General features: G+C 68.7%; 9 protein-coding genes. 4 read left to right on the top strand and 5 right to left on the bottom strand.

Going from position 1 to position 15,403, the window contains the following annotated elements; translation table 11 throughout:
* Positions 1 to 6: 6 nt before the first annotated feature.
* From E8A74_RS34995 to E8A74_RS34985, 3 genes are read right to left on the bottom strand one after another with little or no spacing between them, the layout of a single operon-like run.
* Positions 7 to 1,362 carry an MFS transporter gene (locus tag E8A74_RS34995; protein WP_232379894.1) on the bottom strand — a complete coding sequence of 452 codons (1,356 nt, stop codon included), beginning with the start codon at positions 1,360 to 1,362 and terminating at the stop codon, positions 7 to 9.
* Between the two features lie 13 nt (positions 1,363 to 1,375).
* Positions 1,376 to 2,182, bottom strand: coding sequence for a PEP/pyruvate-binding domain-containing protein (locus tag E8A74_RS34990; RefSeq protein WP_136933421.1), 807 nt, complete (start codon positions 2,180 to 2,182; stop codon positions 1,376 to 1,378).
* Positions 2,179 to 3,963: a PEP-utilizing enzyme gene (locus tag E8A74_RS34985; RefSeq protein WP_136933420.1), complete on the bottom strand. Its 1,785-nt coding sequence runs from the start codon at positions 3,961 to 3,963 to the stop codon at positions 2,179 to 2,181. The genes E8A74_RS34990 and E8A74_RS34985 overlap by 4 nt, the downstream gene beginning before the upstream one ends.
* A gap of 232 nt (positions 3,964 to 4,195) precedes the next feature.
* On the opposite strand from E8A74_RS34985, the gene E8A74_RS34980 reads away from it, so the two are divergent.
* The 4 genes from E8A74_RS34980 (at position 4,196) to E8A74_RS34965 (ending at position 8,261) form a co-directional block, all read left to right on the top strand.
* On the top strand, positions 4,196 to 4,891 hold the full coding sequence (locus E8A74_RS34980) for a TetR/AcrR family transcriptional regulator (protein WP_136933419.1): 696 nt from the start codon (positions 4,196 to 4,198) through the stop codon (positions 4,889 to 4,891).
* A 60-nt stretch (positions 4,892 to 4,951) separates the two neighbouring features.
* On the top strand, positions 4,952 to 5,482 hold the full coding sequence (locus tag E8A74_RS34975) for a hypothetical protein (protein ID WP_136933418.1): 531 nt from the start codon (positions 4,952 to 4,954) through the stop codon (positions 5,480 to 5,482).
* A 143-nt stretch (positions 5,483 to 5,625) separates the two neighbouring features.
* Entirely contained in the window at positions 5,626 to 6,837 is a 1,212-nt protein-coding gene (locus tag E8A74_RS34970) for a glycerophosphodiester phosphodiesterase (RefSeq protein WP_211365517.1), read from the top strand.
* Between the two features lie 521 nt (positions 6,838 to 7,358).
* Positions 7,359 to 8,261, top strand: a complete 903-nt coding sequence (locus tag E8A74_RS34965) for a tetratricopeptide repeat-containing protein (protein ID WP_136933416.1) — start codon at positions 7,359 to 7,361, stop codon at positions 8,259 to 8,261.
* 42 nt (positions 8,262 to 8,303) lie between these two features.
* Here the strand turns inward: E8A74_RS34965 and E8A74_RS34960 are convergent, their stop codons facing one another.
* Both E8A74_RS34960 and E8A74_RS34950 read right to left on the bottom strand, forming a co-directional pair.
* Positions 8,304 to 13,181, bottom strand: a complete 4,878-nt coding sequence (locus E8A74_RS34960; RefSeq protein ID WP_136933415.1) for an AAA family ATPase — start codon at positions 13,179 to 13,181, stop codon at positions 8,304 to 8,306.
* Between the two features lie 317 nt (positions 13,182 to 13,498).
* Positions 13,499 to 15,337, bottom strand: coding sequence for a choice-of-anchor Q domain-containing protein (locus tag E8A74_RS34950; protein WP_136933414.1), 1,839 nt, complete (start codon positions 15,335 to 15,337; stop codon positions 13,499 to 13,501).
* Between the last annotated feature and the right edge of the window lie 66 nt (positions 15,338 to 15,403).

The raw sequence follows: 15,403 nt of genomic DNA, 5'->3' as shown, positions 1-15,403 counted from the left end.
GCGGGCTCAGCGCGAGGCTGCGGGCACGGGCGGCGGGAGGCGGCCCGGGAGGAGCGCCGCGCAGCCGAGGGTCACGACGAGGGATGCGCAGAAGATCACGATCGAAGTGGCATGCTCGCGCCGGGCGATCTCGGGGACCGGGCTCTCCGTGAGGACGAAGCCGAGCACGGTCAAGCCGGCAATGCCGCCGAGGTAACGCATGGTGGAGGTGAGGCCCGCCGCCATTCCGCTTTTTTCCCGGGGCACGTCGCTGATCGAGGAGGCTTGCGAGGGCGCCGACGTGAGGCCAAGGCCCAGGCCGAGCAAGCCGAGCGCAGGCACCGCGTCCGTCACGGCATTCCAAGGGAGGAACACGAGCAGCGTCATTCCCACGAGCGCAAGCGCAGATCCGGCGAGCGCCACGGCGCGCGCCCCGAAGCGCTCGGACGCGCGCCCGGCGAGGGGGGACGCGACGATCATCATGGCCATCATCGTCACCAGCGTATTGCCGACGTCACGTGGCCCCGCGACGAAGAGCCGCCCCGCGACCTGCGGAAGCTCGAACAGCATCGAGTACATGGCGAAGTTCTGGATGGCGATGAGCAAGCTGCCCGCGACGAAGCTCCGGCGCTTGAACAACGAGAAATCGATGATGGGATCCGCGGCGCGCTGCTCCCACCACGCAAAAGGAACGAGCCCGACCACGCCGAGCGCGGCGGCCCACCGGAGATCCTTGTTTTCGAGGCCGATCACGAGCCCGAGCAGCGAGGCCCCGAGGAGCACGGAGCCGAGCACGTCGAAGCGGGGTCGCGGCGCGGCCTCTTTCGGCGGCGCGGCCGCGGGCGCGCCGAGATGCACGAGCGCGGCGGAGAGGAGGAGGACCGGGACGTTCGCGAGGAAAATGGACGTCCACCCGAAATGCGTCACGAGCAGCGCCCCGACCTTCGGGCCGAGGCCCGCCGAGAGCCCCATCATGGCGCCCATCGCGCCGAACGCGCGGGCGCGCACCTCCGGCGGCAGCTCGGTGCGCAGCATGGCGAACGCGCTCGGGGCGAGGATCGCGCCGCCCGCGGCCATGAGAATCCGCGCCGCCGTGAGCCCCGGGAGGAGGGGCCAGACGTAGGCGAGCGTGGCGCCGAGCGCGAAGAGGATCTGGCCCATCGCGAGCGCCCGCCGGTACCCGAGCCGATCGCCGAGCTTGCCGCCCGGGCTCTGCAGGACGATGTTCGTGAGCAGATAACTCGTCACGAGCCCCTGCCGGAGCACGCTCGACTCGGCGCCGAGGTCGCGCGACATTTCGGGCAGCGCGACGGCGACCATCGTGGAGTTGAGCGGCGCGAGCGAGGCCGACAAGGCAATCGCGACGAGCAAGCGTGTGGGCACACGAGGCCCTTGTTCAGCCACGGGTGATCGCTCTCCTCTGGAGCAGATACAGGCGATCCTCGGCGAACGCCCATTCGAGATCCTGCGTCCCGCCGAAGGCCGCTTCACACGCCGAGGCCAGCGCGTCGAGGGCCACGAGGCGCGCGTCGTCGAGGCAAAAGGCTTCGACCCGATGCGCCGGGACGGGGACCTCGATCGTTCCGCCGTCCTCGCTCCACGCGATCGCGCAATCCTTCTCGCCGGGCCTCTTTTCGAGGACACGCCCGCCGCGGGCCACGCGATAATGGTCCGGCGTGACGATCCCCGCGACGACCGCCTCGCCGAGGCCCCAGGTCGCCTCGATGACGCGCTCGTCGGCGCCCGTCGTCGGGTGGCGGGTGAAGAGCACGCCCGCGCACTCGGCGAGGACGAGCCGCTGCACGACGACGCCCATCCGAGGCTCCGGCGGGAGCCCGAGCTTGCGTCGATAGGCGAGCGCCGACGCCGTGCGTGCCGAGCCGTGCACGGTCGCGAGCGCGCCTCGCAACTGGTGCGGGCTGCGCACGTTCAAGACCGTCGCGTGTTGCCCGGCAAAACTCGCCGCGGCGCCGTCCTCGCCGATCCCGGAGGACCGGACCGCCACGGGCCCGGCGAGCGTCGCGAACGCGTCGAAGAGCCGGCCGAGCCGCGCTTCGTCCCCCGCGACGACGTGATCCACGAAGTCGGACGAGAGCGCAAACGCCGGCGGCACGGGCAGGCCGCTTCGATGCGCTTGCCCGAGCTGCGCGGCCTTTCCGCCGAACTCGGCCTCCGGCAGGTGTGCGTCGAGCGCGGCGATCACAACGCCACCTCCGGCGCGAGCGAGGGCGCGGGCGCGGCGGCGAGGATCGTCACTTCGCCGGTTTCACCGTCCACGCGTACGCGCGCGCCGTCGGGGATCGTCGCCGTCGCCGCCTTCGTGCCGACGATCCCGGGGATGCCGTATTCGCGCGCCACGATCGCCGCGTGGGAGAGCTGCCCTCCCCGATCGGTCACGATCGCGCCGAGCAGCGGGAGCACGACGTTGAAATAGGCCGAGGTCGACCGCGTCACGAGCACGTCGCCTTTCTGGATTCGCCCGAAATCCGCAGGATCGAGCACGACACGCGCCGTTCCTTCGTACACGCCCGCATTGATGGTGAGGCCCTGGACACGCGCGGCGGCGTTCTTGATTTCGGGTTCGGGCGATTTGCTCGTGTTCGTGTGCTCCGCGGTCATGTCGTCCATGAGCACGTTCATGGCCTTCATCGCGCGGCGCGCCGCGGCCGGGAAGACGTCGAGAGGCGGTGGTTCGCCGGGCGGCGCATTCAACCACGGCGGCGCGTGGTCGAGGGTCATCGTCGCTCGATAAAGCGCGCGCTTGGAGAGCTCCGCCGCAGAAGGGCCCGAGCGGCCTTCGAGGAGCGCGACCATCTCGTCGATCGTGAGGTCCGTGGCGCGCTCGGGATCCTCGATCTTCCCGGCAGAGGCGAGCCGGCGCCCCACTTCGAGCACGGCCCTGCGCGCGAGCCCGGTCCCCCAGCTATCGCCGTAAATGCCTCGCTCGTCGCGCAGCCGGTTCACGCGCCGCGCCTCGCCGAGCAGCTCGTCGAAATGCGACCGGTGTGCAGCCGGCACGCGCGCGCGGATCTCCCGCTCCTTCGCGTCACGCGTGGCGAGCGCGTCGTCCGCACGGTTCTCCTCGACCGTCGCTCGAATCGCCCGGACGAGCATGTCCGGCAGCTCGCCCGCGGTCTTGTCCGAGATGTCGTATCCGATCGACCGGCACCGCACGAGATCCAGGTACGCACGCGCCGCCGTCCCGACCTCCCCCGGCATCGCCACGAGCGCGTCGAGCGTGGCCTGCGCATCGCCCTGCCGCGTGAGCACCCGGCGCCCCTCCTCGCTTGCGCGGAGCGCCTTCGCCAGCGCTTCGAGCTCGTCGATGGCGATGCCGCGGGCGAGCGGCGACGTGCCTCGCAAGAGCGCGAGCGCCTCGCCCGAGCTCACGCCCGTCCATTCGCGGACGTGCGCGATGTAATCGCCCGTCGGCAGCATGACCGTGAAGTTGTATTCGTGGTGGAGCGTGATCATCTCCGCCATGTGCGTCCGCGTGCGCTTCAGGTGTTCCCGGAGCGCGCCGAGGTCGAGCGAGGCCGGATCGATCGCCTGGAGGGCCAGGTGTTTCTCGATGGCGCGTGGTTTGTCGACCCTGTCCCAGTGCCCGAGATCCGCGCGCCAGAGCTTCGATTCGAACACCTGCTCGCATCGCTTGAACCGCGCGCGGATCTGGGGATGCAGGCGGAAAAGGAGCCACATCACGGGCTTCGGCGGCGGCCCGCTGCCCAGGCTCGCGACGCCCGCCGGGACGCCGAGAGGCTGCATCTGGGCGTAGGCGAAGCCATTCACCATGACGAGGCTGATCCCTTTCATGGGAAGCCCGTATCGCTCCATTCCCTTGGCGAACCCGATCGGCATGCCCTCCTTCAGGGCGTCCGCGCCGAACCGCGTCGCAGGGCGCGAGAAATGCGAATTTTCGAGCTCCCACGGGCCGGGGCCGGGTGGTTCGAACCTGACGTCGGCGAACATCGGATGGACCTTCATTGCCTTCACCTCGTCCTGATGGAAGCGATTGCCTGAGGAGCCGGACCCGCTCGCTCTCGTTCGAGGGGGCGCCTCGCTCCTCGGTGACGATCTCGTTACGGAAGCGTGACGATCGCGAGGCTAGGGGATCCCCGGCGTGCTGTCCAGGACTCCATGACCCGTTTGGAAAGTTGGTCATCCAGTACCCGTCGGTGTTGGTCCTCCGCCTTGGGTCGCTGTAGAGTGCGGCGCGATGGCGGCGCAGGATGACGAGCAGCACCGAGGGCGCGGCGAGCGGATCCTCGTGGTGGCCCAGGAGCTCCTCCTCGGGTGGGGCTACAAGCGGGTCACGATCGACGACATCGCGCGTCGTGCTCGTGTAGGGAAAGGCACCATCTACCTCCACTGGAAGTCCAAGGAGGCGCTCTTCATGGAGCTTTTGCGCCGCGAGGTCGCCGCCATGCTCGACGCGCAGATCCACGAGATTCGCGAGGAGCCGAGGATGGTGCTGCCGCACCGGATGTTTCGCTCGATGTTCCTGCTCCACACGGGGCGCCCGCTCGCGCGGGCCATTTTCGGAGAGGAAGCCGATATCCTGGGCGCGCTCGCGCCGGACCGATCGGCGCCGTCCTTGGCCCGCGTCCTCGGGCTCGCGGACCACCTCACCCGGATGTTGCAGGTCTTTCGGGATCACGGGCTGATCCGCGTGGAGCGCCCGCTCCCCGATCAGGCCCACGCCATCGAGGCCATCCTGGCGGGTTCGTTTTTGCTATCGAAGCTCCCGTCGCACGAGGGGCCCACGCTGGAGCGGCAAGCGGACATCCTGGCCGCCACGGTGCGCGACGCATTCGAGCGGCCCGAGCCGCCGGATCGCGCAGCCGTCGAAGCCGCGGCCTTGCGACTCGGCACGATGCTCGACGACATGCGCGCGCAGCTCCTCGGCAAGTGATCCGAGGAATGCCTCTTGAGAGGGATTCCGCAGGCGTCGCGATCGGTGGTATGGGACCCCATGCGAACCTTTTTGGCTTTTGCTCTGATCACGGCCGTGTTCGCCGCCTGTGGCTCCACCGTGGAGGCCCCGAACCCGTCGGGCAGCGGCGGTTCCGCGGCGAGCTCGACGAGCGCGACGGGCACGGGCGGCGGCGGCGGCGGGACGGTTTGTGTTCCCGGCGAGACCACCTCGTGCACATGCCACGCCGTGAGCCCGCCGGGCATCGCGTGGTGCCTCGACGACGGCAGCGGCTTTGGTCCTTGCAAGGCGGAGCTCGGGGGCGCCGAATGCACGTGCCCCGCGGGGCGCAGCGACGGGTGTTGCCCGGGGGACGGCATCTGCTGTCCATGCGTGCAAGGCTGCGATCTGGCCGCGGAGGCTCCCCCGACGGACGCGTTCATCACCTGCATCTGCGCGGCAGGCGTATGCGCCGACGCGTGCAAGGTGGAGTGCGCCGGCGAGGGAATCACGGGCGATTGCGCGCCGTGCGCGCAGCAGGCGGCGATGGGCGCGTGCAAGGCGGAGTACGAGGCCTGCGGCGGGACGTGAGCCCCGGCGACGCTCCGGCGCAGGCGGCAGAGTGTTTCGTGACCGTCGCAGGATCGTCAACTTGCCCGCGCATCCTCGCGCCCCCCAACGAGATCGGCGTATCCACGAAGGCAACACGAATACAATCCATGACGAGGAAAACCATGAAGACATCGAGCATCCAAGCGCGTACGGCCCTCCTCGGGGTGTTCCTCTCGGCCTTGGTGGTGGGCTGCGGCGACGGCGGGAGCCCGCGTCCTCCCGCGACGACCCCGCCCGAGCCCTGGAAGACGCTGCACGGCGAGGCGCCGCTCGTGACAGGCCATCGCGGGGCCTCCGGCTACCTGCCCGAGCACACGCTCGAGAGCTACACGCTGGCGATCGAGCAAGGCGCCGATTTCATCGAGCCAGACCTCGTCGCCACAAAGGACGGCCACCTCATCGCACGCCACGAGCCCGAGATCGGCTCGACGACCGACGTCGCCTCGAAACCCGAGTTCGCAGACCGGAAGACGACAAAGCTCGTCGACGGCGTCTCCGTGGAAGGTTTTTTCGCGAGTGATTTCACGCTGGCGGAGATCAAGCAGCTCCGCGCCGTGCAGCCGCGCAGCTACCGGCCGCAGGAGCACAACGGCAAGTACGAGATCCCGACGTTCGAAGAGGTCCTCGCGCTCGCCAAGGCGAAGTCCGAGGAAACCGGGCGCGTGATCGGCATCTACCCGGAGACGAAGCACCCGACCTACCACGAAGAGCTCGGCCTCCCGCTCGAAGACAAACTCCTCGCCGCCCTCGACCAAGCCGGGCTCACAGGCCCCAACGCGAAGGTGATCATCCAGTCCTTCGAGGTCGGAAACCTGCAAGCCCTGCGGCAAAAGACGTCGTTGCCCCTGGTGCAGCTCATCGACGCAGACGGCGTCGCGCTGGACGGCTCCATCCTGCTCGCGCCGCCCTACGACAAACCGTACGATTTCGCCAAGAAGAACGACCCGCGCACGTTCGCAGACCTGCTCACCGACGAAGGTCTCGCATTCCTCGCAGGTTATGCCGACGGCGTGTCGCCGTGGAAGCGATACATCGTGTCGGTGGAAGGCGTGGACGCGGACAACGACGGCGCCGCCGACGACGTCAACGGCGACGGCACCGTGGACGACGCCGATCGAACCTCCCTGGCGCCAACGGATCTCATCACGCGCGCGCACGGAAAGGGCCTGTTCGTGCACACGTGGACGTTCCGCAGCGAAGGGATGTTCCTCGCCGGAGACTACAAGGCGACCCCAGCAAGCGAATACGATGTCTTCTACCGCCTCGGCATCGACGGCGTCTTCAGCGATTTCCCCGACGAAGCCGTGAAGGCACGCGCCCGTTTGAGCCCGTGACGGGGAGCGTCGCGCCGCCGGGGCGCTGCCCCGGACCCCGCGGGGGCTGTCCGCCCCTCGACCCGGACCAGGCACGGCCTGGACCGAAGGTGGAAGAACTGCGCAGCGCGCAGTTCTTCCAACGGGCCCGTGGCAAGACCTTGGAGGGGGGTTCAACAGGCAACGGGCAGCGCCGCCGGCTTGGCTCCGGCGTCTTCAAACGTCGCGACCCCCGCGCGTCGACGTGACGCGAGGGTGTTCGAACGTTCAAAACACCCACGTGCCACCATCTCCTCTGCGTCTCCAACCGCCCCAGCACCCACGCGTCACCGTGACGCGAGGGTGTTCGAACGTTTCGAACACCCACGCGTCACCGTCTCCCGCCACCCCTCGAACGCCCGAGCACCCACGAGCGCCCGAAACCTGCTCGTCCTGGCGAGGTGGCGCCATCGAGCGACGCGCAGCTTCGGCCGGAGAGACGGGGTCGTACGGGACGACGCGGGTTGAACCGAGGGGGGATTTGTGGGTAGGTTCGCTACGCCATGGGCATTTTCGACTGGTTCAAGGGCAAAAAAACGGAGCAGGTCGCCACGGAACGAGCATCGACGGGCGCACCTGCGGCCTTCGCGCTGGACGACGCCGCGCTGGTCAAGCAAGTCGAGCCGCTCCTGGTGCAACGGAAGTTCGCCGAGATCGAGGCGCTCCTGCGCCGAACGCTGGCCCTCGAAGGCCACGCGCTCGACCCGCGCCATGTCGCCTATCCGGTGTCGCTGAACCTCCTCTCGGCCGTCCTGACGAGCCAGGACAGACCCGAAGAAACGGTCGCCTTGCTCCGGGAGGTGCTGGCGCTCCACGAGAAGGTCCTGGGGCCCGACGAGCCTCGGACCGAGGCGTCGCTGCACGTCCTCGTGAACGTCCTCGGGAAATACGAAAAAGACGCGGAGGCCGAGGTGAGCCTCTCGCGCGCCCTCTCCCAAAAGGACGACGCGCGGGACGGCGGAAGGCCCTCTTATCGGTCGCTGCTCGGCTTGTTCGGCGGTGTGCTGGGCATCGGGGGCAAGGTGGACGAGGCCGTGGCGGTCCACCGGAGGGCGCTCGTCCTGGAGGAGCGCGCGGTGGGCCCAAACCATCCCGCGTTCTGGTCGGCGGCGAGCGGGCTCGCGAGCGTCTTGCAGAAGCAGGGGAATGCAGGCGAAGCCGAGGGGCTCCTACGCAGGGTGGCGGCCCTGAAAGAGGCGACGCTGGGCGAACGCCACCCGGACCATTTGAAATCGTTGTTCCTGCTCGAATACATGCTGGCCGTGCAGGAGAAACACGAGGAGGCGGAGGCGTGCGCGCGGAGGCTGCTCGACCTTCAAGAAAAGACGCTGGGGGAGCGTCATCCCGAGACCCTGAGCACGAGCGACCGCCTGGCGCACCACCGGATGCGCGCCGGAAAATCCTGAAGCCCCGCGGAGGAGACAGGAGACCGGCTCCTCGCAGGCAGTTCAGGCAAGGCGCCGGAGGCAGAGCCGCAACCCGTCGCGCAGGTTGGCGCGCGTCTCGATCCCGCGCAGATCGACGCAGTGGGAGACCAGCGTGCGGGCGGCGCTCGCGTGAAGCCCGGTGATGAGCGTCCGCGCGCCGAGCAGCTCCACGGCGCGCCCGATGCGCACCAGCAATTCGGCCGCCTGCCCATCCAGCGTGTCCACGCCGGTCACGTCGATGATCGCGAAGCGCGTCGCCGAGCTCGCCACGCGCGAAAGCAGCCGCTCGGTGATCTCCGCGGCCCGCGGGCCGTCGAGCGCGCCAATGAGGGGCAATGCCAGGACCCCGTCCCAGACCTGGAGGATGGGCGTCGAGAGTGCCCGGATGAGCTCTTCCTGGCGCGCGATGAGGGCATGGCTGCGCTCGAGCATCTCCGCCTGGCTGCGCTCGCGCTCGTCGCTCAAGGTCACGATCTCCGCATGCGCCTCCTCGAGCGCCCGGGTCCGGTCCTCCACCTTGCGCTCCAGGCTCGCGTAGAGCAGCGCATTCTCGATGGATATCGCCATCTGCGTGGAGAGCATCCGCAAGAGCTCCACGCGATCGGGCGTGAATGCGAAGGCGGCGAGCTCGTTCTCGAGATAGAGCACCCCCACGATCTGCCCGCGCTTGCCCACCGGCGCCGCCAGGAGCGACCGCGCCTTGCCCTGCGCGAGCCAGCGATCGCCGGAGAACGGCTCCGCGCTCGCCGCGTCCCCGAGGACCATGCTCTCGCCCGTCCGCGCCACGTAATGCACGATTCCCGTGGGCAAATCCTCGCGCGTATCCAGGGGCACGCCCGCAAGCAGGGTGACCTTTCCGCGCTGGAGCTCTTCCTCGGCCTGGATCAAGAGATCGTCATTCTCTTTGAGGATCAAAATGCCCCGCGTCGCCCCGGCGCTCTCGAGGGCGATCCGCAAGAGCCTCGAGAGCAGGCGCGAGAGCACCACCTCGCCGGAGATGGCTTGCATGGCCTTGATGGCCGCGTGCACGTCGAGCGCCCGCGCGTTCCCGTCCTCCGCCCCTGCGTTGGCGCCCACGTGCGGCCCGTGGGCGGCGCGCGGCATGAGCGCGAAGAAGCTCTTTTCGAGGCGCTCCGTCACCACGGCCGCCCCCCATTGACCGTAGAGCGCGTGCGCCTCGTGCAGGTACGTGCGCGCGACCTTCGGCTTTCCGAGGCGCAGGTGATAACGCGCGCACAGCTCGTTGCCGAGCGCCTCGTCCTGCACGAAACCTCCCGCGGCCGCCGCCGCGATGCCCTCATCGTAGAGATCGACGGCCGAAAGGCGCTCGCCGCGGGCCCGGGCAATCTCGGCGCGCAAGAGGAGCGCGCGGTGCCGGTGGTTGTCCGGGCACAGATCGGCCCAGCAAGAGAGCTTTTCGGCGGAGGCCTCGGCGCGGGCCAGGTTTCTCGCGCGCACCTCGGGCGTGGCCTCTTCCGCGGCCAGCAGCAGCGCCAGGGAGGCATAGAAGTGATAGACGACGCTCACGTGCCAGCTCTTGACCGAGGGGATGTCGGGCTCGGCCCCGAGGGCCACCTCCGCCGCCTCGGCGTAACGGCCTTGGAAGACGTCGTGCATGATGGCGAAGTTATCCGCGAAGAACAGCACGGCGCGGTTGCCCATCGCGGTCGCCGTGCTCCGGACGGCGTCGATGTCGAGCCAATCCCCCACCAGCCTGTCGCTGCGCGCGGACGGAGTGGAAAGGTTCTGCGCGATCTGGGCAGCGGCGTTCACGATCCAGGTGAAGCCGCCCGAGATGTCGAGCTTGCACACCGGCGCGAGCGCCGCCGCCTCCTCGACGACCTCCTCGAGGCGCGCGCCCCGCAGCAGGCTGTTCGTGGGGATGTTCGTCGCATTGTAAAAGGCCCAGACGTACTGGCCCGTCTCGAGGCCCACGTGCACGCCCCGCGGGAAGTTCTCCTTGTACTTCGAATAGGGCTCCTTCCAGTGCTGCACGAACGCGCCCCACATGTTGCAGAGCATCGATTCGGATTTCTTCTCCGGATAACGCTCGCTCACCCGCACCGCGAGCTTTCCGAACTGGTAGCCGAGCTCGATGTCCCCCCGCACGCAGAGGAACATCCCGAAATTCACGAACGCATAGATCGTGTGCTTCGACAGCCCGTGCGCGAGCGCCTGCTGCACCATCTTCGCCACCGTGATCGCGTGGTTGTTCGGCGAGACGAAGTAGCAGGGCGAGAGCATGTCCTCGAGCACGTCCTGGAGGACCATGATCTCGGGATCCGAAAGGAGCGGCAGCTCGACCAGCGAATCGATGGGGCGGCCCTCGAGCGCGGCGAGCGTCGCGTCGAGCTCGGCGCTGCTCGCCTCATCGCTCGGAAAGCGCGGCAGATGAATGCCGAAGGGCTCGAGCGCGGCGAGGCCCTCATCGAGGGCGGCGAGGAGATCGTTCGTCAAGACGTGGGCGTTCATCACGAGCCGCCGGACCTGGGTGCGCTCGAGGCGGCTCCGGGCGTGCGTGAAGGCCTGGCCGAGCGTCTCCCGCGCCTGCGCGTGACGCTCGCACAAAGCCTCCATCTCGCCCTTCTTCATGAAATAACGGAGCGCGAGATCGTAATGGGCGTCCCAGGCGTCCGCGGGGAGCAGGACGATGCCGTGCTCGAGGTAGCGGAGAGCGGCTGGGAACGCGGCTGCCCCCTCGGCACGCTCGGCGGCGGCGAGGTTCATTTTGCAGAGCGCGAGGAGCTCCGCGGCCTCCTGCACCAGCGCGCGCGCGCTGTTCAGGTGACCCGTGGCGTCGAACAGGCTCTGCGCGTCGCTCTTCTTCGAAAAGAGGCGCCCGATGCGCAGGTGGAGCGCGACCCGCTCGTCCTCGGCGAGCATCGCATAGGCGGCCTCCTGGATCTTGTCGTGGGTGAAACGGTAGAACTCGCCGGCGCGCGCCACGAGCCCTGCCTCGAGGGCCGGGGCGAGGCGGCCGTAGGCCTCCTCCGGCGCGCATGCGGCGACGATGCTGAGCGTGCGGAGCTCGAACGGGCTGCCAATGGCGGCGCCGATCTCCAGCGCCTCCTGCGTGACCCGGGGCAGATGCCGGATCGCGTCGAGCATCAAGTCCACCACATTGGCCATGTGTGGCATCGCGGTGATCGCCTCGAGCGAGCTCCAGCCGAGCGATCCGTCCGGTCCGGGCTCGAGGGCCCCCTTTTCGTGGAGCGACCGCAAGAGCTGACGCACGAAAAATGGATTGCCTCCTGTCTTTTGCAGCACGAGCTCGGCCGCGCCCTCGGGGCTCGGCGCGCGCAGGCTGTCCGCGAGCAGCTCTTTCACGTGCTCGATCCGGAGCGGGCCGAGCACGATCTCCCGCAGGCCGAGGCCGCCCTTTCGCAGCTCCGCGAGTGTCGTGCGGAGCGGGTGCGCGACATTCACCTCGTTGTCGCGGTAAGCGCCCGTGAAAAAGAGTGCCTCGATGCTGTCGTCGAGCAGGAGCGTGGTCAGCAGGCGCAGGCTCGCCGCGTCGGTCCATTGCAGGTCGTCGAGGAAGAGCACCAGCGGATGGGCGCGCCGGGCGAATACCGAGACGAACCTCCGCATCGCGAGGGTGAATCGATTCTGGGCCTCGAGGGGCCCGAGGGCCGGCGCGGGCGGCAGATCGCCGAGGACGTGCGCGAGCGAGGGGAGCACCTCGCAGACGACGGGCGCGTTCGGGCCGAGCGCGGCGAGGAGCGCCTCTTTCCACGCGCGCACGCGTCCCTCGCTCTCGCATAGGATGGTCCGGACGAGCCCGTCGAACGCCTGGAGGATGGCGCTGTAGGGCGCCTCGCGGTTCAACTGGTCGTACTTGCCCGTGATGTAATAGCCCCTGGCCCGCGCGAGCGGCTTCAAGATCTCCGCGACCAGCGAGGACTTCCCGACGCCCGAGTAGCCCGAGACGAGCACGATCTCGCGCGCCTGGCCGAGCACCCGCTCGAAGGACGCGACGAGCTCCGCGACGTCGTTTTCGCGCCCGTAGAGCTTGTTCCGGAGCAGCAGGAGGGCGTTCTCGTGCAGCGCTCCGAGCGGGAATTCGTCGATGCCCCCCTCGGGGCGGAGCCGCTGCCGGCAAGCCTCGAGGTCGGCGAGGAGGCTCTTCGTGCTCTGGTAGCGATCCTCGGGGTTCTTTTCGAGCAGCCTCAGCACGATCGCCTCGAGCGGCGGCGGCACGTCGAAAACGATCTTGGAAGGCCGCTCGGGCGCGAGGGCGAGGTGCGCGTGGATGAGCTCCAGCGGGTCCCGGGATCGGAATGGCAATTGCCCGGTGAGGAGCGCATAGAAGATGACGCCCAGCGAATAGAGGTCGGAGCGCTCGTCGACGCCGCGGTTCATGCGCCCGGTCTGCTCGGGGGCGAAGAAGGGCAGGGTCTCGACGACGAAATGCGGTTCGTAAAGTGCGTCATGTTCACGACTCAGCGCCGCATCCGCGCCGAAGCTCGCGATGGTGGGGCGGCCGCTCGCGTCGACGACGATGCTCGCCGCCGAAAGCCCCCGGTGCACGACGCCGGCCGCGTGGATCGCGCCGAGCGCCGTGGTGAGCGGGATGGCGAGGTCCAGGAGAGCGCGCGCGCCAGCGGGCGACGTCAGGCGGGCTGACAGGGGCTCGCCCTCGACCTCGGCGAGGACCAGGGCCATGCCCTCGCCGGTCGGCTCGAAGCCGTGCACGCGCACCACGCCAGGGTCGTGCAGGCGCGACAGGCGTTGATAGTCGTGCTTGAAGCTGGCGACGTCAGCGACGCGATTGGACTCGGCGCGGAGCACCTTCACGCGCACCGGAAGGCCGTCGCTCTCCCTGCGACCACGAAACAGCCGTGACCTCGCGGTCCTCGCGAGTTCTTCTGTGATCGTAACGTCTTCCAGCCGGGTCATGTCGATGCCTCACATGCCACCCCCCCTCGTCACCGAACCACCAGGCTATACGCCGCGTGGAATCCGCGTCAATCATCGCGGCGAACGTGCAGGCGCGAGCACGCAGGATGGGTTGGCACGTCGACACGTGCTCGGCACGTTCGCCGTGGGGCTCCGACGGATCAATCTACCTCGACGCAAAAGCGGGAGCGGGAGCGGAAGCGGGAGCGGGAGCGGAAGCGGGCGCGGGAGCGGGAGCGGGCGCGGGAGCGGAAGCGGGAGCGGGGGCGGGAGCGGGGTCTACGCCCACGACGTGTCGGAGGTGACCGGCAATGCGCTTACGGCCTGTATTCGAAGGCTCCGACGTCGTACGGGCCGACCTCGCGGGGCAGCCTGTCGAAGTCGGTGGTGAGGCCCAGGCTGGACACGTCGGTCCCGGCGTCGACCGCGCTCGACGTCGAGAGGAGGTGATAGTCATCCTTGCCCGCGTTCACGAAGTGGCTCTCGAGGCTGCCCGTCGTGACGTTGTTCGACGCCTTCCAGTCGACGCTGGCGTTGAGCAGGTGGATGGCCTCGGACGCGCGCAGGAGCAGGTTGTTGTGGCAGAGGTTCCCCTGGCTGTGCGTGTGGTACATGTAGATGCCGTAGGGGCCGTCGTTGATGATCGTGTTGTTGAGAATGCGGAACGGCCCGTTCTTCGCGCCCGCGTCATTGTCCTGGATCACCAGGCCCACGTCCGTCGCGGTGATGATGACGTTGTTGGAGACGTCGATGTGGCCCGGACCCGCGATGAACAGGCCCGCATAAGCGTCGGTGCCACGGACGAAGTTGCGGTACACCCGGCCCGAAGTCCCGGGGTTGATGTCGAGGGCGCCCGAGTTGTAGGGGCTGTCGCCGGTGGCCCCGGCGATCACGACGTTGTCGTAGACCTCGGTGTCGTAATCGACCGTGCCGTCGTTGTCCGACCACGCACTGCCGACCTGGATGCCGTCGGCGGCGGTGCTCTCCACCCGGTTCGCGTACACCCGAACCCCGTGCAGCTCGGGCTCGAACTTGCAGTCGTTCTCGCACACCATGGTGCCATTGCCGGCGTTGACGCCGCACTGGGCATTGCCGTTCTCCACCAGCTCCAGAGCGCCCCAATGCGAGCCGCCGATGTAGAACCCTTCGCCTCCGGTATCGTGCACGTTGTTATGGTGGAGGAAGGTGTTCTCTTGCACGAAGGATTCGCGGTGCCACTTGCAGCTCACGTTCGTGCGGGCCACGATTCCCGCGTACGCTGCCTTCTTGACCTCGACGAAGGCGACCTCGATGTCGGACGACCCGTCGGTGATCTCGAGGCCGTTCGCGCCCTGGTTCCCCGACGTGGCAAGGGTGATCCCATACGGCTCCGCCGCGGCTCCGACGCCCACGATGCGCACGTAACGTGACTCGAGCACGCCCAGCGCCGCATTGGCGTGGCTGTGCGCGAAGTCGACCCGACCGCCGCAGTTCACGAGGGTGACGGGCGCCTCCGGGCTGCCCTCGAAGCCGCGGATGTTCAGCGTGTCGTAGGCGCCGGCCTGGAGGCAAACCTTCGAGCCCGGCTTGATGTCGAGGAGCTTCTCGTAGTCGGGGTTGCCGTCGCCGTTCGCGTCGTAAAAGTGCTTGGGGGTCGCGTAGAAGCCGCTCGAGGTCGTGAGGAGGAAGTCGCACGTGCCGCCGTCGGCCACGAGCTTGCACGCCGTCGGCTCCGGGCCCGTCGTGGCCATGTGGAAGCTCGCCTGGGTCGGCGTGTCCTGCCAGTTGCCGGCCGCGTCGCGCCCGATGATCTTCAGCGTGCGCTTGCCGGCCGCGACGGATGGGATCGAGATCGGCGTTGCCACCGGCTGCTCGTCGCTGAAGGCGCCGTCGTCGATGGCATAACGGTAGTGGGTGACGTCGTCGCCGGCGACGCCGGCCGAGAGCGGCCCCGCGTCGACATACCAGTACGCCGGCAGGGCCGGGGCGAAGATCGCGGTTGGCGGCTCGTGATCGTCCGACGGTCCTCCGCTGCCTCCGCTGCCTCCGCTGCCTCCGCTGCCATTTCCCGAACCTCCGTCGCCACCTCCGCTCGTCGCATCAGGGTTCGGAGCGCCGTCGCACCCGACCCCGATGAGCAGTGCCAAACCGATGCTCCACAAGAGGTGTATACGCATTCGAATCCTCCACTTTTTCATTCGCCTCCCGCCGCCGACAGGAGCATACGCCAAGAGGTCGCGCGC

This window comes from Polyangium fumosum, assembly GCF_005144585.1.
Taxonomy (GTDB): Bacteria; Myxococcota_A; Polyangia; order Polyangiales; family Polyangiaceae; genus Polyangium; species Polyangium fumosum.
Note: the sequence above shows the minus strand (reverse complement) of the source record. Positions and strands in the feature narration are given on the sequence as shown.